Source organism: Sanguibacter sp. Z41_6 (assembly GCF_059621145.1).
In genome coordinates this window covers 65,790-85,259 of the sequence record NZ_JCAQIF010000004.1, presented here as the reverse complement: position 1 = coordinate 85,259, position 19,470 = coordinate 65,790, and the positions used below count along the sequence as shown (strand labels likewise).

20 protein-coding genes are annotated in these 19,470 nt (G+C 70.9%); 11 read left to right on the top strand and 9 right to left on the bottom strand.

Features of this window, described 5'->3' with window-relative positions:
* Positions 1-155: 155 nt before the first annotated feature.
* The 3 genes from recQ (at position 156) to AC54T1_RS10555 (ending at position 3,941) form a co-directional block, all read left to right on the top strand.
* Complete coding sequence (recQ, locus tag AC54T1_RS10565) at positions 156-2,021, top strand: DNA helicase RecQ (RefSeq protein ID WP_496912069.1); 1,866 nt, start codon at positions 156-158, stop codon at positions 2,019-2,021.
* A gap of 73 nt (positions 2,022-2,094) precedes the next feature.
* Positions 2,095-3,243 (top strand): carboxylate-amine ligase, encoded by a 1,149-nt coding sequence (locus tag AC54T1_RS10560; protein ID WP_496911903.1) that lies wholly within the window; start codon positions 2,095-2,097, stop codon positions 3,241-3,243.
* A gap of 125 nt (positions 3,244-3,368) precedes the next feature.
* Positions 3,369-3,941 carry an LURP-one-related family protein gene (locus tag AC54T1_RS10555; RefSeq protein ID WP_496911902.1) on the top strand — a complete coding sequence of 191 codons (573 nt, stop codon included), beginning with the start codon at positions 3,369-3,371 and terminating at the stop codon, positions 3,939-3,941.
* 50 nt (positions 3,942-3,991) lie between these two features.
* Here the strand turns inward: AC54T1_RS10555 and AC54T1_RS10550 are convergent, their stop codons facing one another.
* The 3 genes from AC54T1_RS10550 to AC54T1_RS10540 all read right to left on the bottom strand — a co-directional run bounded on the left by AC54T1_RS10550 (position 3,992) and on the right by AC54T1_RS10540 (position 6,451).
* Complete coding sequence (locus AC54T1_RS10550; RefSeq protein WP_496911901.1) at positions 3,992-4,450, bottom strand: HD domain-containing protein; 459 nt, start codon at positions 4,448-4,450, stop codon at positions 3,992-3,994.
* Between the two features lie 63 nt (positions 4,451-4,513).
* A complete protein-coding gene (locus tag AC54T1_RS10545) occupies positions 4,514-5,725 on the bottom strand; it encodes an ADP-ribosylglycohydrolase family protein (RefSeq protein WP_496911900.1) in 1,212 nt (403 codons plus the stop codon).
* Between the two features lie 39 nt (positions 5,726-5,764).
* A complete protein-coding gene (locus AC54T1_RS10540) occupies positions 5,765-6,451 on the bottom strand; it encodes a trimeric intracellular cation channel family protein (protein ID WP_484345657.1) in 687 nt (228 codons plus the stop codon).
* 151 nt (positions 6,452-6,602) lie between these two features.
* Here AC54T1_RS10540 and AC54T1_RS10535 point away from each other — a divergent pair, with 151 nt between their 5' ends.
* The 3 genes from AC54T1_RS10535 (at position 6,603) to AC54T1_RS10525 (ending at position 7,841) form a co-directional block, all read left to right on the top strand.
* A complete protein-coding gene (locus AC54T1_RS10535) occupies positions 6,603-6,830 on the top strand; it encodes a hypothetical protein (RefSeq protein ID WP_484345658.1) in 228 nt (75 codons plus the stop codon).
* Complete coding sequence (locus AC54T1_RS10530; protein WP_496911899.1) at positions 6,827-7,450, top strand: maleylpyruvate isomerase family mycothiol-dependent enzyme; 624 nt, start codon at positions 6,827-6,829, stop codon at positions 7,448-7,450. Before AC54T1_RS10535 ends, AC54T1_RS10530 begins: the two co-directional genes overlap by 4 nt.
* 121 nt (positions 7,451-7,571) lie before the next feature.
* Positions 7,572-7,841, top strand: coding sequence for a GlsB/YeaQ/YmgE family stress response membrane protein (locus tag AC54T1_RS10525; RefSeq protein WP_496911898.1), 270 nt, complete (start codon positions 7,572-7,574; stop codon positions 7,839-7,841).
* 105 nt (positions 7,842-7,946) lie between these two features.
* On the opposite strand, the gene AC54T1_RS10520 is transcribed toward AC54T1_RS10525, so the two are convergent.
* Positions 7,947-9,368, bottom strand: coding sequence for a glucose-6-phosphate dehydrogenase (locus AC54T1_RS10520; RefSeq protein ID WP_496911897.1), 1,422 nt, complete (start codon positions 9,366-9,368; stop codon positions 7,947-7,949).
* A gap of 76 nt (positions 9,369-9,444) precedes the next feature.
* Between AC54T1_RS10520 and AC54T1_RS10515 the strand changes: the two genes are divergently transcribed.
* The 3 genes from AC54T1_RS10515 to AC54T1_RS10505 all read left to right on the top strand — a co-directional run bounded on the left by AC54T1_RS10515 (position 9,445) and on the right by AC54T1_RS10505 (position 13,148).
* Positions 9,445-11,649 (top strand): UvrD-helicase domain-containing protein, encoded by a 2,205-nt coding sequence (locus AC54T1_RS10515; protein WP_496911896.1) that lies wholly within the window; start codon positions 9,445-9,447, stop codon positions 11,647-11,649.
* A 66-nt stretch (positions 11,650-11,715) separates the two neighbouring features.
* Complete coding sequence (locus AC54T1_RS10510) at positions 11,716-12,300, top strand: DUF6318 family protein (RefSeq protein WP_496911895.1); 585 nt, start codon at positions 11,716-11,718, stop codon at positions 12,298-12,300.
* Positions 12,301-12,479: 179 nt separating this feature from the next.
* Positions 12,480-13,148: a PKD domain-containing protein gene (locus AC54T1_RS10505; protein WP_496911894.1), complete on the top strand. Its 669-nt coding sequence runs from the start codon at positions 12,480-12,482 to the stop codon at positions 13,146-13,148.
* A 42-nt stretch (positions 13,149-13,190) separates the two neighbouring features.
* On the opposite strand, the gene AC54T1_RS10500 is transcribed toward AC54T1_RS10505, so the two are convergent.
* Positions 13,191-14,111, bottom strand: coding sequence for an AEC family transporter (locus tag AC54T1_RS10500; RefSeq protein ID WP_484345665.1), 921 nt, complete (start codon positions 14,109-14,111; stop codon positions 13,191-13,193).
* 42 nt (positions 14,112-14,153) lie between these two features.
* Here AC54T1_RS10500 and AC54T1_RS10495 point away from each other — a divergent pair, with 42 nt between their 5' ends.
* On the top strand, positions 14,154-15,089 hold the full coding sequence (locus tag AC54T1_RS10495; protein WP_496911893.1) for an MYG1 family protein: 936 nt from the start codon (positions 14,154-14,156) through the stop codon (positions 15,087-15,089).
* Positions 15,090-15,095: 6 nt separating this feature from the next.
* Here AC54T1_RS10495 and AC54T1_RS10490 read toward each other — a convergent pair whose 3' ends face one another.
* The 4 genes from AC54T1_RS10490 to AC54T1_RS10475 all read right to left on the bottom strand — a co-directional run bounded on the left by AC54T1_RS10490 (position 15,096) and on the right by AC54T1_RS10475 (position 18,736).
* Positions 15,096-15,758: an NADPH-dependent F420 reductase gene (locus AC54T1_RS10490; RefSeq protein WP_496911892.1), complete on the bottom strand. Its 663-nt coding sequence runs from the start codon at positions 15,756-15,758 to the stop codon at positions 15,096-15,098.
* Positions 15,759-15,837: 79 nt separating this feature from the next.
* Positions 15,838-16,908, bottom strand: coding sequence for a TerC family protein (locus tag AC54T1_RS10485; RefSeq protein ID WP_484345668.1), 1,071 nt, complete (start codon positions 16,906-16,908; stop codon positions 15,838-15,840).
* Positions 16,909-16,979: 71 nt separating this feature from the next.
* On the bottom strand, positions 16,980-17,753 hold the full coding sequence (locus AC54T1_RS10480) for a uracil-DNA glycosylase (RefSeq protein WP_496911891.1): 774 nt from the start codon (positions 17,751-17,753) through the stop codon (positions 16,980-16,982).
* A gap of 11 nt (positions 17,754-17,764) precedes the next feature.
* Positions 17,765-18,736 carry an adenosine deaminase gene (locus tag AC54T1_RS10475; protein ID WP_496912068.1) on the bottom strand — a complete coding sequence of 324 codons (972 nt, stop codon included), beginning with the start codon at positions 18,734-18,736 and terminating at the stop codon, positions 17,765-17,767.
* Between the two features lie 232 nt (positions 18,737-18,968).
* On the opposite strand from AC54T1_RS10475, the gene AC54T1_RS10470 reads away from it, so the two are divergent.
* On the top strand, positions 18,969-19,466 hold the full coding sequence (locus tag AC54T1_RS10470) for a flavodoxin domain-containing protein (protein ID WP_484345670.1): 498 nt from the start codon (positions 18,969-18,971) through the stop codon (positions 19,464-19,466).
* Positions 19,467-19,470 lie beyond the last annotated feature (4 nt).

Sequence of the window (19,470 nt, the reverse complement as noted above, 5' to 3'; positions counted from 1 at the left end):
CCAGTGTCGGGCACATGGCATAGCGTGCTGGTACCGCCGTGCGAGGAGCTGAGAGTGTGCTGCCAGGAAGTCCTGTCCAGGTCGACGACGTGACGGCGAGCGCCGTCCCACCGGAGTCGGTCGAGGCCGAGGCGGTCGTCGAGGCGGCCCGCGCCATCGAGGGTGGCGCCGGGGCGCTCGAGGTGCTCGGGCGGGTGTTCGGGTACGACGCGTTCCGCGGTGAGCAGGCCGAGATCATCGACACGGTGATCGCGGGCGGTGACGCCCTCGTCCTCATGCCCACCGGTGGGGGCAAGTCCCTGTGCTACCAGGTGCCGTCGCTCGTGCGGGACGGGGTGGGTGTCGTCGTGTCCCCGCTCATCGCCCTCATGCAGGACCAGGTGGATGCGCTCTCGGCGCTGGGCGTGCGAGCCGGGTTCCTCAACTCGACCCAGACGTTCCCCGAGCGCCGGGCGGTGGAGGAGGCCTTCGTCGCCGGCGACCTCGACCTCCTCTATCTCGCCCCCGAGCGCCTGCGCGTCCCGGACACGCTCGCGCTCCTCGACCGGGGGCGCATCGCGCTCTTCGCGATCGACGAGGCGCACTGCGTCTCCCAGTGGGGACACGACTTCCGGCCCGACTACCTGCAGCTGTCCGTGCTCCACGAGCGGTGGCCCGACGTCCCGCGCATCGCGCTCACCGCGACCGCGACGCGCACGACGCACACCGAGATCGCGCAGCGGCTCCAGCTCACCGACGCGAAGCACTTCGTCGCGAGCTTCGACCGCCCCAACATCCAGTACCGCGTGGTGGCCAAGAACAACCCGCGGGCCCAGCTCGTCGAGCTGCTGCGCACCGAGCACCCCGGGGACGCGGGGATCGTCTACTGCCTGTCCCGCCGGTCGGTCGAGGAGACCGCGGCGCACCTCGTCGCGCAGGGCATCCCCGCGCTGGCGTACCACGCCGGGCTCGACACCCGGGTGCGGGCGGCGAACCAGTCGCGGTTCCTGCGCGAGGACGGCCTCGTCATGGTCGCCACCATCGCTTTCGGCATGGGCATCGACAAGCCCGACGTGCGGTTCGTCGCGCACCTCGACCTGCCCAAGTCCGTGGAGGGCTACTACCAGGAGACCGGCCGTGCCGGCCGTGACGGGCTTCCGTCGACGGCGTGGCTGGCGTACGGGCTCGCCGACGTCGTGCAGCAGCGGCGCATGATCGACCAGTCCGAGGGTGACGCCGCGCACCGCCGGACGCTGTCGGCGCACCTCGACGCGATGCTCGCCCTGTGCGAGACGGTCGAGTGCCGCCGCGTCCAGCTGCTCGCGTACTTCGGCCAGGAGAGCACCCCGTGCGGCAACTGCGACACGTGCCTCACCCCGCCGCAGACGTGGGACGGGACGGTCGCCGCCCAGAAGCTGCTGTCCACGGTGGTGCGGTTGGAGCGCGAGCGGGGTCAGCGGTACGGAGCGGGTCACCTCGTCGACATCCTGCTCGGCAACGAGACACCGAGGATCACCCAGCTCGGGCACACCACGCTCTCGACGTTCGGTATCGGGACCGACCTCACGGACACGCAATGGCGAGGTGTCGTCCGCCAGCTCCTCGCCCGCGGGCTGCTCGGGGTCGACGGTGACGGGTACGGGACGCTGCAGCTCACCGAGGCGAGCGCGGAGGTGCTCTCCGGGGCGCGCAGCGTCCTGCTGCGCGAGGAGGCGGCCAAGGCGCCGCGCACCCGGTCGACGAAGCGCGGTGCGACAGGTGGGCGCGGTGGCGGGCGCGCGGCTGCCGCGGTCGACCTCGACGACACCGCGGCGTCCGTGTTCGAGCGGCTGCGGGCCTGGCGTGCGGCCACCGCGAAGGAGCAGGGCGTGCCCGCCTACGTCGTCTTCCACGACGCGACGCTGCGGGACATCGCGGTGCTGCGGCCGTCGTCCCTCGAGGAGCTCGGCGGGGTGAGCGGGATCGGCGCGGCGAAGCTCGAGAAGTTCGGGCAGGGCGTCCTCGAGGCGCTCGCCGGCCCGGGCGACGCGGTGCCGGCGTAGGGCGGATCTCCCCTCCGCGGGTCGCCGGAATGCCCAAATGGCGCCATACCCCCACACTGGGGCGGTGCGAACCATGGGAGTTGAGGAAGAGTTCCTGCTCATCGGGCGAGGAGGCCGCCCCGTCGCGGTCGCCGGAGCGCTGCTCGACGCGGTCGAGAAGCCGGGGTCGAGTGCTACGGGCGTCACGGCCGAGCGGGACCCGGACACGCCGTCCGAGCTCCCGGGCGGTGAGCTCGAGGCGGAGCTCCAGCAGCAGCAGATCGAGACGGGCACCCGTCCGTGCGCCGACCTCGCTGAGCTGGCCGAGCAGATCCGCACAGGGCGCCGCCAGGCGCAGGCCGCGGCGCTCGACGTCGGCGCCCAGGTCGCGGCGATCGCGACCTCGCCCGTCCAGGTGGAGCCGACCGCGAGCCGCTCCGAGCGGTACCGCAGGATCAGTCAGCAGTTCGCGCTCACCGCCCGCGAGCAGCTCACCGGCGGGTGCCACGTGCACGTGGAGATCGTCGACGACGAGGAAGGCGTCGCTGTCCTCGACCGGATCGGTCCGTGGCTGCCGTCGCTGCTCGCCCTCAGCGGGAACTCGCCGTTCTGGCAGGAGCAGGACAGCGGCTACGCGAGCTTCCGCTCGCAGGTGTGGAACCGGTGGCCGACGGCGGGCCCGGCAGCGGGGTTCGGCTCCGCCGCCGCGTACCACGCGACCGTGCAGTCCCTCGTCGACTCCGGGGCGATCCTCGACACCGGGATGGTGTACTTCGACGCCCGCCTGTCCGCGAAGTACCCGACGCTCGAGGTGCGGGTCGCGGACGTGTGCCTGTACCCGCAGGACGCGGCGCTCATCGGTGCGCTCGTCCGTGGTCTCGTCGAGACCGCCTCGCGCCACGCCGCCAGCGGACACTCCGCGCCCGCCCTGCGGACGGAGCAGCTGCGTGCCGCGTCCTGGCGCGCGGCGCGGTCGGGGTTGGGCGACAACCTCGTGAGTGCCCGGACGATGCGTCCCGTGCCCGCTCGGGAGGTGATCGGCGAGCTCGTCACGTACGTCGAGGACGCGCTCGTGGCCACCGGCGACCTGGACACCGTGCGCGGGTTGCTCGACGACGTGTGGCGACGGGGCAACGGTGCCGATGCCCAGCGGGCGTGGTTCGCGCAGGACGGGAGCCTGCCTCGTGTGGTCGAGCGCGCGGTGGCCGCGACGCAGGGGGAGATGGCGTCAGGCCGACCGTGACGGCCGGTCGGGTGCGACTTTGGTATGGCCCGTGCCTGGCGGGGGTGTGCCGTGGGGGGTGCGACGGACGTGACCGGGACCACTACTGTTCAAGTGCTCACCCCCCCACCTTCGTCTGGAGCACCATGAACGCCAACGCCCTGTACGGCATCCAGCAGTTCGCCGTCCACCAGAAGATCACCATGATGGTCAACCGCTACGCGATCCACGCGGTCGGTCCCAACGGCGAGGAAGGTCCTCTGCTCGCCGTCGCCCAGCAGAAGCGCATGGCGTTCAAGGAGCAGGTGACGTTCTACACGGACGACTCGCGGACCGTGCCCGTGTTCTCCTTCCGGGCGCGACAGGCCATCGACCTCGGCGCGACGTACGACGTGCTCGACGCCGCCGGTCAGCCCATCGGCCTGTTCCAGAAGGACTTCAAGGCCTCCCTCCTGCGATCCACGTGGAACCTCGAGGCCGCGGGGATCAACGCTCGCGGCCAGGAGCGCAGCCCGGCGATCGCGATCATCCGCCGGTTCGTCGACCTGCCCTTCGCGTTCCACTTCGACTTCGCGGACAGCAACGGTCAGCCCGTGCTGTCCGTCGAGCGCAAGTTCTCGCTGCGGGACCGCTACAACGTCTCGGTCCCCGGCGGGCGGCTCGACGGGCGCGTGGCCGCTGCGATGGTCGTCGCGCTGGACGCGCTGCAGGGGCGCTGACGCTCTCTCGTCGCTGACGTGGCACCGGTGCGGCTCGGGCCGCGTGGGGGTCAGGCGGTGTACTCCGTGAGGAGGCGTTCGGCCTTCGCGTACTTCACTGCGAGGCGCGCGCGGGTCACGTCGTCGAGCTGCGCCGTCCGGGTCGGGTCGGTGTTGTCCGCGAGATCGGCGCGCTTGACCTGGACTGCGAGCGGATCGGCTGCGACCCGGCGGAGGTAGTCCTCGGTCGGCTCGCCGTCCCGCTTCGTCACCGCGTCGACCGCCGCGACGACGTGGGGTGGGATGCCTGCGGTCACGAGGTCGCCCGCAGTGACCGGCGTGTCCTCGAGGACGTCGTGCAACCACGCGGCGGCCACCGCGTCGTCGCAGCCGCTCGCTTCACGCACGCGCTGGGCGACCCGGGCCGGGTGGGTGATGTAGGCGGCTCCCACCTTGTCGGTCTGCCCGGCGTGGGCGCGGGTGGCGATGTTCCGTGCCGCGGCGACGATGTCGATGCTCGGGTTCGTCATGTCTACATCCTTGGTCGAGGGGCCATGCTCTGGGCGATGCTCTGTGGGTAGGTCAGCGGTCTTTCATCCGAGCACTGCCCCCAGGGCACGCGCCACGGTCATCGTGAGGTTGCTGTCGACCGCTCGGTAGAGCGGCAGCAGGTCCATGGACCCGGTGCCCGTGTGCACGGTACCGGTGACGTCGAGGACGGCGACCGCCTCGAGGTCGCGCAGCAGGACCCGGCGGTCCGGCACGTAGTCCTCGTCCTCGCCGGGCACGAAGGTCGTGCCCGGCGTCGCCGTGACCAGGGCGGTCTCGAGCTGGGTGAGCAGCAGGCGCCGCAGGCTCGGGAACGCGGCGAGGTCACCCATCCATCCCCAGCCCTCGTCCTCGGGTCGTCGCCCGCGCACCATCCAGGAGTGCCGGTCGTCGGACATCGTCGTCAGCACCCGCGCGATGACGCGGTAGACGATCGTGCGGGACGTCGTCGCCGGTACGCGGCTCGGCGGTCCGAGCCCGGCGCACTCCTCGAGCTCCTTGACCACCGCGTGCGGTGAGGGTGCGGAGAACACGTCCTCCCACGCGAGCTCGAACTGCGGTACCTCGATGACATGGATGCCGGCGGCGCGGTTGAGCATCACCTGGGTCGGGATGTCGTCCGGGTCGTAGACAGCGAGCGAGGTGCCGACGACGTCGTGCATCGTCTCTGCGACCAGCAGGTGTGGGTGGCGTCGGGCGAGCTCGCTCGCGATCCACCACGCCTGCGCCTGGACGCAGTGCAGCAGCACGGTGCGCCCCTCGGCGCGCAGGGCTGCGACGGCGTCGGCGGCGTCGAGCAGGACGAGGTCGAGGTTGATGTTCTCCGCGGTGCCGGCGCGGTCCATGAGGCGGACGAGGACGCGGTTGCCGGGCTCGATGCGGTCCGGGATCTGCCCGGTGCCGATGCGGCAGAGGGACACGACGGCGTCCACCTCGTCCGGCAGCGCGTCGAGGGCGCCGACCGCGCCGAGCCACACCTGCGGGTCGTGGGGGTGGCGGACGAGCGCGGACGTGTCGTACCCGCGGTACGCCATGCGCCGGCCGGACGGCCAGCCGGCCGCGTCGGGGATGCCACGGCTCGTCGCGAGCAGGGCCAGGTGGGCGAGGTCGTCGCCGCGGATGCCGGGCCAGCCGTGGACGACGCGGCGCCACGTCCCGGGCACCGCGGACGCGCCGTGGAGTGCGCCGAGGAGGGAGCCGGCGATCGCGGCGACCGTGTCGGTGTCGTAGCCGCCGCGGACGCAGTCCTGGTGCATCGGCGTGTCACGAACGTCATGACCCCCGATAGCGAGCGCTCACTCGTGCTCAGGTGTGGCCACGCCACCCCGGGGCGTCCCTTCGTCGTCTGACCGGCGCCGCTGGCGTGGCTCGAGCGGCTGCGGGGCGTGGAGGTCGAAGTACAGTCCAGCCATACGGATGGTGAAGCACACGGCGGCCGCGCCGAGGGCTGTGCGCACGTTGTAGATGTCGGTCCGGACGACGACGACGGTGAGAGCTGCGGCGACGACCGCGGGGACGGCGTACAGCCCGGTGCGGAGCACGGAGGGGACCTCGCGGATGAGCACGTCGCGGATCGTCCCGCCGCCGACGGCCGTGATGACACCGAGGATGGTGGCCTGGACGGGGCCGAGCCCGAGGTCGAGCGCCTTGGCGGCACCGGTGACCGCGAAGACGCTGAGCCCGGCGGCGTCGAAGACCTCGATCGACCAGGTGAACCGTTCGAGGAAGTGCGCGAAGGCGAAGACGAGCAGCGCGCCTGCGGCGGCGACCGCGAGGTAGCGCAGGTCCCGGAAGGTGTCCGGGGGCACGCCGAGCAGCAGGTCGCGGATGATGCCGCCGCCCAGCGCGGTGATCATGCCGAGGGTGATGACCCCGACGATGTCGAGCCGTACGGCCCGCACGGCGGTGAGCGCTCCGTTGAGGCCGAATGCGAACGTGCCGATGAGGTCGAGCGCGAGCAGCACGGGAGGCGGGTCGCTCATCCGGCGCTCGCACGGTCGTACCCACGACTGGTCGTCACCGTCCCCACACTAACCGCGCCGCTGCCGCCTGGTCGGAGGAAAGTGTGGGTGGGTGGGGGAACAGTTGTCCCTCGCGCGACGGCCCGGCGTTGCGCACGAGCGAGGGAGTGACATGGCGCAGCTTCAGATCACGGTGTGCGATACCTGCGGGGACCTGGGGCGTCCCGTCCGACGGTATGGGATCACGGGGGGCGGGCGAGCGGTGGAGGTGGACCTGTGCGAGGAGCACGCTGAGCCGCTGCACACGCTCATCGGGCTCGTCCCGCGCGTCGGGGAGGACCGAGCGGCCGCCCAGGCGGCACGGATCCTCGAGGCGGACGAGGACTTCCGGGCGTTATGACTGACCCTCAGGCGTGGGTGGCCGGCACTTTCACCGCGCTCGCGGATCTCCTTGCCGCGGCGACCCCGGCCACGTGGGACGCTCCCTCCCTCTGCGAGCGTTGGCGGGTCAGCAACGTCGTCGCGCACATGACCATGCCCGTCCGGCTGGGCCCCGTGGAGTTCGGGGCGGAGATGGCAGCCGCCCGGGGCGACTTCACGGTCCTCTCCGACACGGTGGCCGCCCGAGACGCGTCCTTGCCCGTGCGCGAGCTGGTCGAGCAGCTCCGGTCGCCCGCGCTCCACGCGTGGGAGCCACCCGGCGGCGGCGCAGCGGGTGCACTCAGCCACGCCGTCATCCACTCCCTCGACGTGACGGTGGCGCTGGGCCGTGCGCCGGTTGCCCCACCGGAGGCGTTGGCGGCCGTCCTCGACCAGCTGACCGCCGTGCGAGGAGCCTGGTTCGGAGTCGATCTCACGGACGTCCGGCTGGAAGCCACCGACACGGGGTGGAGCTGGGAAGGCGCCGGCACGGCGGTCCGCGCGGACAGCGGGTCCCTCGTGGTGCTCCTGAGCGGGCGAACTTTGCCCGACGGTAGAGCGCTGCCCCGTGCGCACAACAGCGACTTTCCCCCGGAATGACGCGGCTCCCAGCGGGTCCGCTCGAGTTCGAGATGCGAACATGAAAGGAACCTGGGAGGGTCAACCCGTTGACATCGGCAGAAGCCGCGCTTAGAGCGGCTCTTTTGAAGGAGGTGCCCTCATGGGTGAACTCATTGGTCTGATCATCTTCGGCGCCGTCATCGGTGCACTTGCTCGCCTCGTCATGAAGGGCCACCAGAACATCGGGATGCTGTGGACGATCGTCCTCGGTGCGCTCGGCGCCCTCGCGGGGTACTACCTCGCTGGCGTGATCGGGGTGGCTGAGACGGACGGGATCGACTGGATCCGCTGGATCATCTCCATCGTCATGGCCGTCATCTTCATCTCGATCTACATCGGCGTCCGCGGCGGCAACCGCACGCGTCGCTGATGAGCCGGTAGCTACCGGACAGAAGGGCCGGTCCCACCCTCGGGTGGGACCGGCCCTTCTTCGCTGTCACGAGAGGGCGCGGGTACCTGCCAGCGCCCTGGCCCGTCAGTCGCCGAGAACCCACCCGATGTCGCCGGTGAGCTCACGGGCAGCGTCCGGGCCCCAGGACCCGGGAGCGTAGAGCGAGGCAGCCGGGCGGTCTTCGCCGAGCAACGGGGCGAAAGTCTCCCATGCGGCCCGCAACCCCGTCGCCGTCGTGAACAACGACCGGTCGCCGGCGACGACGTCGTGCAGGAGCGAGGCGTACGCAGACAGGGGCTCGCCGGGCTCGACGTCGTCGAGCGAGAGGGACACCGTGCCGGTCGCGAGCGCGAGGTCAGGGCCGGGGCGTTTCACGGTCGTCGCGAGCTCGATCGCACCGTCGCCCTTGAGCGAGATGCTGATGCGTCCCGGCGCGACGGCCTCCCCGAAGAGGTCCTCCGGGGTGTTGAGCACGAGCGTGACCCGCTGCGCGGAGACAGCCATCTGCTTGCCCGTCCGCAGGAGGAACGGCACGCCCCGCCACCGGTCGTTGTCGATCCACAGGCGTGCGGCGACGTACGTATCCGTGAGGGAGTCGCTGGCGATGTCGTCGGTGTCCTGGTAGCCCTCGTACTGGCCGAGGACGACGTCCTTCACCGGGTCGAGCGGCCGGAAGCACCCGATGACGGCCTCACGTGCGGGACCGATGTGGTCGGCGTCGAGCCCGTGCGGCGGCTCCATCGCCACCTCGGCGGCGACCTGGAACAGGTGCGTGACGAGCATGTCCAGGGCCGCGCCCGTCGCGTCGTAGAACTCGCCCCGGCCCGCGACGTCGAGCTCCTCGGGCACGTCGATCTGCACCTGTTGCACGTGGTTCCGGTTCCACACGCCACCGAACAGCTCGTTCGCGAACCGCAGCACGTGGAGGTTCTGCGTCCCCTCCTTCCCCAGGAAGTGGTCGATCCGGTAGACCTGCTCCTCGTCGAAGACCTCGTGGACGGCGTCGTCCAGCTCGGCGAACGACTCCGGAGACGTCCCGTACGGCTTCTCGTAGACGACCCGCGCACCGTCCGCGAGTCCGTGCGCTCCGAGCGCGCGGGTCAACGGCTCGAAGGTGGTCGGCGGGACCGCGAGGTAGTGCACCACGAGGACGTCAGAAGGGTCGTCCGCCAGTGCCTGCCGCACCTCGTCGAGCGTCTCGGGGAGCCCGCCAGCGTCGTCCTCGGTGACCTCCTGAGCGAAACGGACGTGCCGGGTGAGGTCGGCCGCCGTGCGGACCGCGTCGGATCCCTCGCCGTGTCCGAACTCCTCGAGCGAGGCGTCGATGAGCTCCGCGAACTCGTCCTCGCTGATGGCGCGGCGGCCCGCGCCGACCAAGGCCCAGCGTTCCGGCAGCAGGTCACGTTCGACGAGCTCCGCGAGTCCGGGGAGGACGAGCCGCTTCGCGAGGTCGCCGCGTGCGCCGTGCAGGACGAGGACGAGCGGCCGGTCGGTGGTGGTCGGCAAGGGAACCCCCTGGGTCGTCGGGTGAGGAGTTCTCCACGCTACGTCCGGTCCACTCAAGGCGCGCGGCACGGTGCCGATGAGAACGGCAGCAGTGCACGCGCCCATCGCGTGCGACGAGACGGGGGACCGGATGGCAGCGGGACGCTCAGCGGGTGTCGAGTCGCGACGCCAGGCAGCGCTCGCGGTCGCCCACGAGCAGGCGGCCGCGGCAGCGCTCGCACGGTCGCGGAACTTCGCCGCTGCGGAGGTCTCGGAGAAGGCGACGGTCGCCGCGCTCGAGCGGCTCGCGGGTGTCGGCTACCACTTCCTCGCCGACCGCCGGTGGCCCGGCAGCCGGACCGCGAACGTCGACCTCGTCGTCGTCGGCCCCGGTGGGGTCTTCATCGTCGACACCAAGTGGTGGCGCGAGGTCTCCATCACCGGAGGGCGCATCTTCCGCGGCCAGGACGACGTCACAGAAGACATCTACGCGCTCGCCGACCTCGGGCAGACCGCCGAGGCGGATCTCGCCGAGATCGGGTTGTCGCCCAACGAGGTGCACCCGATGGTCGTGCTGCACGGCAGGGCCGGCATCGACGAGACGGTCGACAGCGTCCAGGTCCTCGGCGAACGTGACGCCCTGAGCTTCATCGCCGGCCACGGTCAGCGGCACACCCCGGCGCGCGTCGACGAGATCCTCGCGCGCTGCATGGCGTTGTTCCCCGTCATGGGAGCACCCGGGGCCTCCGCCCCGCAGCGGGCTGCGGCCCTCGCGATGGCGCAGTCCGCCGTCGTCGCCGAGCCTGCCCGGGTCGCCGCCACGTGGCAGGAGCCGCTGCTCAGCGAGGAGGAGATCGACGCCGCGCTCCTCGACTCCGTCCTGGCCAGCCCGGTCGAGGACTGGATGGCGTTCCTCCACCCCACCCAGGCCAAGCTCGTGCGACGCAACTTCAACGGGCCGGCTCGCATCCGCGGCGCGGCCGGTACCGGCAAGACGGTCGTCGGGCTGCACCGCGCGGCGTACCTCGCCCGGATGAACCCGCAGGGCCGGGTGCTCGTCGTGACCTTCGTCAACACCCTGCCCGGGGTCATGGCCCAGTCGCTCACCCGGCTGGCGCCCGACGTCGCGGAGCGCGTGACGTTCACGAGCGTGCACCGCTTCGCCCGACGCGTCCTCGACGCCCGGGGCGTCGGCGTCCGGGTGGACGACGGCCGGGCGATCAACGCCTTCAACCTCGCTTGGGTGCGCGTGGGTCGTCACGGTCTGCTCGGCAAGCTCGACCTGCCGGTGACGTACTGGCAGGAAGAGGTGAGCATCGTCCTGCGCGGACGCGGCATCACGGAGTTCGACGAGTACGCGGACCTGCGTCGCGTCGGACGCAAGCACCGGCTCACCGTCGACCAGCGTCGCGCGGTCTGGGACCTGTACCTCGCCTACGAGGCGAACCTCCGCGACGCGGGCGTCGCCGACTGGGCGGGCAGCATCCTCCTCGCCGAGGCCGCGCTGCGCTCGCAGCCGTACGGCTCCGTCGCGGGGGAGGAGCGCGTGACGTCCGTCATCGTCGACGAGGCGCAGGACCTCACCTGCGCCCAGGTCCGCATGCTCCACGCGGTGACCGGCGATGCCCCGGACGGGCTGACGCTCATCGGTGACGGCCAGCAGTCCATCTACCCCGGGGGGTACTCGCTCGCCGAGGCGGGCATCTCGTTGGCGGGACGCGGGGTCGTGCTCGACATCAACTACCGCAACACCGCGCAGATCCTCGAGTTCGCGGGTCGACTCGTCGACGGCGACGAGTACGCGGACATCGAGTTCGCAGACACGGCGGGGTCGACGACGCGCGGGGACAGCCCGCAGCCCGTCACCCGGAACGGCCACGAGCCCGTGCTGTGGCGCGGTTCCTTGTCCGACGTCGGCCCCGCGCTCGTCGACCACGTCGAGACGGCGGTGACCGAGGTGGGAACGTCCTACGGAGACATCGGGGTGCTGTCCCCGACACACGCAGGCGCACGCGCCGCGACCGCTGCCCTGGTGGCCGCGGGGGTCCCCGTGGTGAGCCTCGCTGCGTACGAGGGTGTGCCCGTCGATGCTGTGAAGGTCGGCACCGTGAAGCGCGCCAAGGGTCTGGAGTTCAAGCAGGTGCTCGTGTGCGGGGTCTCCGCAGCGCTCCTCGACGCCGATGCCGCCCCGCCAGACGGCGATGCGGCGCGCGAGCGGTGGGACCGCGACCGACGCGAGCTGTACGTCGCGATGACACGGGCCCGCGATGGGCTGTGGGTCGGGGTGCAGACCGGGGGCTGACGCCCTTGTCCACAGAATGCGTGGACACGGTGGCTTTCGTCGGATTCGACCCCTAGGGTCAGGCGCATGATCCCCGCCGCGCGACGACGCGCCGTCCTCTTGGTCGCCGCCCTGCTGCTCCTCGGTGGATGCACGCAGGACGGGCCGGACCCCGGGCCGACCGCGGAACCGTCGAGCGCCGTGCCCTCGGTCGAACCGTCGGAGCAACCGGTTCAACCGCCTGAGAAGCCCGCCGCGATGGCCAACGACGACGAAGCCGGAGCGCAGGCGGCGGCTGAGTACTTCATCAGCCTGTACTCGTACACGCTCCAGACCAACGATGTGACGCACTGGGATGCGATCTGCCATGAAGAGAGTGAGTTCTGTGCGGATACTCGTGCCGATGCGCTGGAGAGTCGCGAGCAGGGATTCGTGCAGGTGGGGGGCGACGGCCGGCTTGTGGTCGGAGATGTCATTCCACCCGATGCCACCATCGAGTTCTACGAGGTCATAGGAACGACGAGCGTCACGGCTTACGAAGTCCGTGATGATGGCGGCTCTGTGGTGGCATCGGGGGAAGCCGAGACGGACGTTCCGACAACCGTGTACCTCCAGATGGTTCTGCCGGGGGAGTGGATCGTCAGGGCGACCGCAGTCGGCGAGGGCGCATGACTACCGCCCTCGTGTTCGCCATGGCTCTTGCAGCAGGGGCAAGTCTTGCTCCTTCACCGGATAACGGCCGGGGATTTGAAGGGCGAAGCGACGACGGGGGGTTTCACGTCGGAGCTTCTCGCGATACGGCGTCCGGCGACGGGCGCGCAACACCGGTCGGCGGCCCTTCCCAGTATTCAGTGACCGAGACCGACCGGTGCACCGCTGGCTTCCGCGGGATCCCGACGGCGGGCATGGTCGACTGCCTCACCCAGGGAATCCAGGAGTTCGCGGACTGCGACGTCGACCTGGGTATCGCGCTCGACCCGACGGACATCAGCCGCCTCAACGACGACGGCACGTGGACCGACCCGGAGCTCAACCAGGTCCTGGCGTGCAACGCGGCGGCTGGCGCGATCCCGATCACGGTGACGGAAGCGGACTTTCGTTCGTTGCCGTTGACCGCGTCGTCGATCTCGGTGGGTCCGGAGGCTGGCTGGCTGCCGGTGAACATGGTGGCGGCGGTCTATGCGAGCAGCGACGTCCAGGTGCTGCCGACGACCGTCCTGGGTCAACCGGTCCTGGTCCGTGCGACGCCCGTCGAGTTCAGCTGGGACTTCGCGGACGGCAGCGGGCCGCTCGTCACCACGGACCCGGGTGCGCCGTTCCCCGACCACACCGTGTCCTATACCTACCCGCGGGCGGGGGACTACGTCGTGACGCTCACGACGACCTGGTCGGGGGAGTTCTCCGTCGACGGCGGCACCACGTACCAGGCGATCGTCGGCACGGCGACGACGACGTCGACGGCACCGTCGTTGTCCGTCACCGAGCTGCGCTCACAGCTCGTCGAGGACCTCGTCGGCTGACGCCGGTCAGATCAGCGACGCCGCTCGGTGCAGCACCACGGCTCAGTGCAGCACCGCTGCGACGACCATGAGCACCGGCAACGCTCCCATCGTCGTGATGGCGATGGTGTCCCGCGCGACAACCTCGCCGCGCCCGTACCGCTGCGCGTAGTTGAAGACGTTCTGCGCCGTCGGGAGCGCCGCGAGCGCGACGACGACGAAGAGATCCTCACCGCGGAGCCCGAACACCCCGGCGCCGATGCCCCACGCGACGACGGGCATGACCACGAGCTTGAGGGCCGAGGCGAGCAGCACGTCCCGGCGACCGGAGCCCGGCTCCAGCAGCTGCTGGCCGTGCAGGGAGATGCCGTAGCTCATGAGCATGAGCGGCACGGCTGCCGCCCCGATGATCCGGAACGGCTCCATGACGGGGTCCGGGAGCTCGACACCGGTCACGGCGAGCAGCACCCCGAGAGCCGAGGCGATGATGATCGGGTTCCGCAACGGCTGCATGAGGACGTTGCGCACGGTCGCGGCGCCACCGGTCGCGACGTCCAGCACCGTGAGAGCGACCGGGGTGAAGACGAGCAGCTGCAGGAGGATGACGGGCGCGGAGTACGCGGCGTCGCCGAGCACGTAGACGGCGACGGGCAACCCGATGTTGTTGGCATTGACGTACCCGGCGGACAGGGACCCGACGACCGCCTCGGGGAGCGTCCGACGCCACACGACGAGCGCGACGAGCCCGAACAGCGCGAAGCACGAGACAGCCGCCAGGAGGGACACCACCGCGAGCGGTGAGAACAGCTCGTCCACCCCCGCGTCCGCCAGCACGGTGAACAGCAGGCACGGCGCGAGGACGAAGAACACGAGCCGAGCCAGCAGGGGCCGCGCCTGCGGCCCGAGCAGGTCGATCCGTCCGACGACGTACCCCACGGCGATGATCGCCGCGATGATGCTGAACCCGGTGAGGACGCCTGTCACCCCCGCATTCTCCCCTGGGAAGCGCCCGCGTAAGGTTCTGGGGTGATCATCGCTACCCACAACGGCAAGTTCCACGCTGACGACGTGTTCGGCGTCGCGCTCCTGACCTCCCTGCACCCCGACGCCCAGGTGGTGCGCACCCGCGACGCAGACGTGCTCGCCGAGGCGGACCTCGTGCTCGACGTCGGCGGGGTGTACGACCCGCAGGCGCAGCGGTTCGACCACCACCAGCGCAGCTCCGGGGCCCGCGACAACGGGATCCTGTACTCCGCCTTCGGTCTGCTGTGGCAGCACTACGGCAAGGAGTTCTGCGACGGCGACGAGGTCGTGTGGCAGAAGATCGACTCGCGCCTCGTCGCGGCGATCGACGCCGTCGACAACGGCCAGGACCTCTACGAGGTCAACGACTTCCGCACGGCGCCGCTCGACATCTCGGAGTACCTCGGACTGTTCAACCCTCTCGGTGACGACGAGGAGTTCGACTCCCAGTTCCTCGTCGCAGTGGAGCTCGCCCGCCAGGTTCTCGTGCGCCTCAAGACCCGCTACGCGACGTCGATCGCCGCGGAGCGGGAGTTCGTCGCCGCGTACGAGGCGAGCCCCGACACGAGGTTCGTCGTCCTCGACCGCTTCATGCCCCACGGTGGTGCGGCCACCCGTCAGCCGGAGCTGCTGTTCACCGTGTTCCCCGGTTCGACGGGCAACTGGACCATCAAGACGGTGACCCCCGAGGGCTCGCAGTTCGGGTCACGCAAGGCCCTGCCTGCGGCCTGGCGCGGTCTCAACGGGGCTGACCTGGCCGAGGTGACGGGTGTCGCGGACGCGGTGTTCTGCCACAAGGCGGGCTTCATCGCGGCCGCCGAGACCCGTGAGGGTGTCCTCGCGCTGCTCGACCTCGCGCTCGCCGAGCCGGAGCCCACCGAGCCGGCCGCCACCACCCAGCCCGCCGCCACCCAGCCGGCCGCCACCACCGAGGGATAGGGCGCCTCAGCCCCGGGCGGTGCGCTCGGCAGCCGCGAGGTTCGCCTCGAGCTCGGCGACCGTCTGCCGGGGCCCGTACCCGGGGGTGCCGGGCTCGATGCGCCAGCTGTCCGCGAGCGATCCCACGTCGACGGCGTCGAATCCGAGGTCGTCGAGGAGTGCGGTGACCGTCGCCTTCGCGGCGTCGTCGTCTCCGGCGATCGCGAGCGCACGGCGCTCGGGGCGCCCGGCCGGCAGGGCGTCGCTGGTGATGTCGGCGGCCGGGATGTGGTTGAAGGCCTTGACCACCCTCGAGGTCGGCAGGTGCTCCTGGAGCAGCTGCGACGACGTGGACCGGCCGGTGTCGAGAGCCTCGATCTGGCCGTCGCGCTGCGGGTAGTAGTTGTTCGTGTCGATGACGACCTTGCCCGCGAGCTCCTCGACGGGCACAGCCGTGTAGGCGTGCAGCGGGACGCTCACGACGACGATGTCGCCGCCCTCTGCCGCTTCCTGCGCCGTCCCCGACCGTGCCGTGTCGCCGATCTCGGTGACGAGGTCGGCGAGGGTGTGCGGGCCTCGCGAGTTGCTGAGGATCACCTCGTGCCCGCGGGCGGTGGCCGCGCGAGCGACCTGCCCGCCGATGTTCCCTGCGCCGATGAAGCCGATCGTTCGTGTCGATGTCGTCGTCATCTTCGCGAGAACACCTGCCCGGAGACACGTATTCCCCCGGTCGCGCGTGCGGCGACCGGGGGAATACGTGGGGCGGACGTCAGTCGGACGAGCGCGCGCTCCCCAGCGGCGTCTCGTCGGTGATCTTGGCGGCCTCCTCGGCGTGCGACGGGCCAGCCGCTCGCTCCTGGGCCGTCTTGGCTGCGTGCGCCTTGCCGGCCGGGCTCAGCAGGGACGCGAGCACGGTGAGGGTGAGCACCCCCACGATGACGGACAGCGACAGCCCGGTGCTGATCTCGAAGACCTCGACGTGCTCGCCACCGTTGATGAACGGCAACGTGTTCTCGTGGAGCGCGTGCAGCACGAGCTTGACACCGATCAACCCGAGGATCGCGGCGAGTCCGTACGACAGGTAGATGAGCCGGTCGAGCAGGCCGTCGATGAGGAAGAACAGCTGGCGCAGCCCCATGAGCGAGAACGCTGTCGCCGTGAACACGATGAACACGTCCTGCGTGAGGCCGAAGATCGCGGGGATCGAGTCGAGGGCGAAGAGGATGTCCGTGCCACCGATGGCCACCATGACGAGCAGCATCGGGGTGAGCGCGCGGCGCCCGTTGTGCATGGTGAACAGCTTGTCGCCGTCGTAGTAGTCCGTGGTGTGGAAGACCTTCTTGGCGAGGCGGATGATGAAGTTGTCCGCCGTCGGCTCGTCCTCGTTCTCGGGCTTGAGCATCTTCACCGCGGTGACGAGCAGGATGGCGCCGAAGATGTAGAACACTGCGGAGAACCGGTTGACGAGCGCGGCCCCGGCGAAGATGAAGGCGCTACGAGCGATGAGGGCGAAGACGATGCCGAACAGCAGCACCTTCTGCTGGTCCTCGCGCGGCACCTTGAAGCTCGCCATGATGATGAGGAACACGAAGAGGTTGTCGACGGACAGCGCCTTCTCGGTGACGTACCCCGCGAAGTACTCGGCGCCCGCCGTGGAGCCGCCGAACACCCACACGCCCACTCCGAACACGAGGGCGAGGCCGACGTAGATCGCCGACCACTTGGCCGCCTCGGGGAGGGTGGGGATGTGCGCCTTGCGGACGTGGAAGAAGAAGTCGAACGCGAGGAGCCCGAGGATCGCGAGGATCGTCAGGGTCCAGACAAGAGGTGTGACCTCCATGGGTTACCGCTTTCTCGGGTACGTGACAGGTAAGGGATCAACGGCGCGCCGCGTGGGATGGTTCCCGGATCTCAGGACGGATCTGAGGACGGATCCGTGGTCGGGCTCCGCGTGACCTCACGCGCCCGGTCGAGGACGTCGTCGATCATCGCGGGCGTGAGCCGGCCGGTGAAGGTGTTCTGCTGGCTCACGTGGAAGCAGCCGAGCACGACGAGCCTACGTCCATCGGGGTGCCGGATGAGCACCTCCGTACCGTGGCCGAACACCGGCCGGGGGCGGGGAACCGACCAGTTCAGGTCCTGCAGGGTGGCGAGGAGCGCCTGCCAGCCGAACGCTCCGAGGACGACAGCGACGCGCAGCGTCGAGGAGAGCAGCTCGAGCTCACGGCCCAGGTACGGCGCACAGCGGTGACGTTCGCTGGGCGTCGGTTTGTTGTCCGGCGGGGCGCAGTGCACGGGTGCGACGAGACGGACGTCACGGAGCGTGAGCCCGTCGTCGGCGCGTACGGACGTCGGCTGGGAGGCGTAGCCGGCGCGGTGCAGGGCAGCGAAGAGGAAGTCCCCGCTGCGGTCACCCGTGAACATCCGACCGGTGCGGTTGCCGCCGTGCGCCGCTGGCGCCAGCCCGACGACGACCACGCGGGCGGCCTCGTCGCCGAAGCTCGGCACCGGCCGTGCCCAGTACTCCTCGTCGCGGAACGCCGCCCGCCGCACCTCACCGACGTGCTCACGCCACGCGACGAGGCGCGGGCAGGCGAAGCACCCGGTGACGAGCGCGTCCAGCTCGCTGAGCGTGCGCGCACCCGCGGCGAGTCCGGGCCGGTCTGCTGCCGCTCCGCTGCCCACCCGATCGACCGTCACCGCTCGCCGGGCGTCGCCAGCCAGTCGTCGACACCCGCGAGGAGCCGGGCCTTCGTGGCCGCTGACGCTCGGCTCGCGGTGATCGACGAGCGGGCGAGCGCGGCGAGCTCGGCGTCGGAGAAGCCGTGCACGTCCCGCGCCGTCTCGTACTGTGCGACGAGCCGCGAGCCGAACAGCAGCGGGTCGTCGGCACCGAGCGCGACGACGGCCCCTGCCTCCACCAGTGCCCGCAGCGGCACGGCCGCGTGCTCGGCGTACACACCGAGGGAGACGTTGGACGCCGGGTTGACCTCGAGCGCGACGTCGTTCGCGACGAGGGTCGCGAGCACCTCACGGTCCTCGATGGCGCGCACGCCGTGGCCGAGCCGGTCGGGCCGCAGGTTCTCGACGACCTCATGGATGTGGTCGGGGCCGAGGAGCTCGCCGCCGTGCGGCACGGACGCCAGACCGGCACGGCGCGCGATGGCGAACGCGGGGCCGAAGTCCGGCGTCGTGCCCCGGCGCTCGTCGTTGCTCAGGCCGAACCCCACGACCTCTCCCGGACCGTCGCCGGCGTACCGCGCAGCGAGCCGGGCGAGGGTCCGCGCCTCGAGGGGGTGCCGCATGCGCGACGAGGCGACGATCACCGCGACCTCGGTGCCCCAGGTCTGGGTCGCCGTGCGCGCGGCGTCGAGCACCACCTCGAGCGCGGGTGTGAGCCCGCCGACGAACGGCGCGTACGACGTCGGGTCGACCTGGATCTCCAGCCTGCCGGAGCCTTCGGCGGCGTCGTCCTCAGCCGCTTCCAGCACGATCCGGCGCATGTCGTCGGCCGACCGCACGCAGGCACGTGCCGCGTCGTACAGCCGCTGGAACCGGAACCAGCCCCGCTCGTCGGCCGGGAACAGCACAGGGTCGGCGTCGAGGAGGGCGCTGGGCAGCCGGATGCCGTACACCGCGGCGAGGTCGGCGAGAGTCTCCTTGCGCATGGACCCGGTGAAGTGCAGGTGCAGGTGGGCCTTGGGCAGGGTCCGCAGATCCCGACGGCCGCCGCCGCACCGCTGATCTCCTGGAACCTGGGGTGCGGGGAAGGACGGGTGGCGCATTCCCCGATTCTGACAGCAACCGGGACTTCCGGCCCACGATCCCCGAGCGGTGCGGCGGGACGATGGAGGGACGACGCGCGCAGACGCGTGCCGGCACGACGACCAAGGAGACACCATGCGAGCTCTGGTGAGCGCAGCGTCACGGCACGGTTCGACGCGGGAGATCGCGACCGTCATCGCGAGATCCCTGGCGCACCACGGTGTCGATGTCGACCAGATCGACCCCGAGGACGTCTACGACGTCGGGCACTACGACGCCCTTGTCGTCGGGTCGGCGATCTACCTGGGGCAGTGGCTCCCCGCGGCACGGGACATGGTCGACCGCGTCGCCCGGCAGCTCCCCGGTCGTCGCGTCTGGTTGTTCTCCTCGGGCCTGTCCGGGAAGGCCCCCGCCGTGACGCTCCCGACCGTCGAGAATGTGGCGGTGCAACCGGAGGCGCACCAGTACTTCCCGGGCAACCTCGACGTGCTCCAGCTCTCCCTGGCCGAGCGTGCCGCCATCCTCGCCGCGCGCGGTACCTACGGCGACGCGCGTGACCTTGATGCGGTCCGCACCTGGGCGGAGGCCCTCGGCCGTACGCTGGCGGCATCCCTGCCGGCCCACGCCGTCTAGGAAC

Excerpts from the sequence above, each read along its gene's own strand:
- AC54T1_RS10560 (WP_496911903.1), top strand. The coding sequence starts at position 2,095 with ATGGGAGTTGAGGAAGAGTTCCTGCTCATCGGGCGAGGAGGCCGCCCC.
- AC54T1_RS10530 (WP_496911899.1), top strand. The coding sequence starts at position 6,827 with ATGACTGACCCTCAGGCGTGGGTGGCCGGCACTTTCACCGCGCTCGCG.
- AC54T1_RS10510 (WP_496911895.1), top strand. The coding sequence starts at position 11,716 with ATGATCCCCGCCGCGCGACGACGCGCCGTCCTCTTGGTCGCCGCCCTG.
- AC54T1_RS10525 (WP_496911898.1), top strand. The coding sequence starts at position 7,572 with ATGGGTGAACTCATTGGTCTGATCATCTTCGGCGCCGTCATCGGTGCA.
- AC54T1_RS10540 (WP_484345657.1), bottom strand. The coding sequence starts at position 6,451 with ATGAGCGACCCGCCTCCCGTGCTGCTCGCGCTCGACCTCATCGGCACG.
- AC54T1_RS10545 (WP_496911900.1), bottom strand. The coding sequence starts at position 5,725 with ATGCACCAGGACTGCGTCCGCGGCGGCTACGACACCGACACGGTCGCC.
- AC54T1_RS10475 (WP_496912068.1), bottom strand. The coding sequence starts at position 18,736 with ATGCGCAAGGAGACTCTCGCCGACCTCGCCGCGGTGTACGGCATCCGG.
- AC54T1_RS10555 (WP_496911902.1), top strand. The coding sequence starts at position 3,369 with ATGAACGCCAACGCCCTGTACGGCATCCAGCAGTTCGCCGTCCACCAG.
- AC54T1_RS10515 (WP_496911896.1), top strand. The coding sequence starts at position 9,445 with ATGAGAACGGCAGCAGTGCACGCGCCCATCGCGTGCGACGAGACGGGG.
- AC54T1_RS10535 (WP_484345658.1), top strand. The coding sequence starts at position 6,603 with ATGGCGCAGCTTCAGATCACGGTGTGCGATACCTGCGGGGACCTGGGG.
- AC54T1_RS10490 (WP_496911892.1), bottom strand. The coding sequence starts at position 15,758 with ATGACGACGACATCGACACGAACGATCGGCTTCATCGGCGCAGGGAAC.
- AC54T1_RS10550 (WP_496911901.1), bottom strand. The coding sequence starts at position 4,450 with ATGACGAACCCGAGCATCGACATCGTCGCCGCGGCACGGAACATCGCC.
- AC54T1_RS10470 (WP_484345670.1), top strand. The coding sequence starts at position 18,969 with ATGCGAGCTCTGGTGAGCGCAGCGTCACGGCACGGTTCGACGCGGGAG.
- AC54T1_RS10485 (WP_484345668.1), bottom strand. The coding sequence starts at position 16,908 with ATGGAGGTCACACCTCTTGTCTGGACCCTGACGATCCTCGCGATCCTC.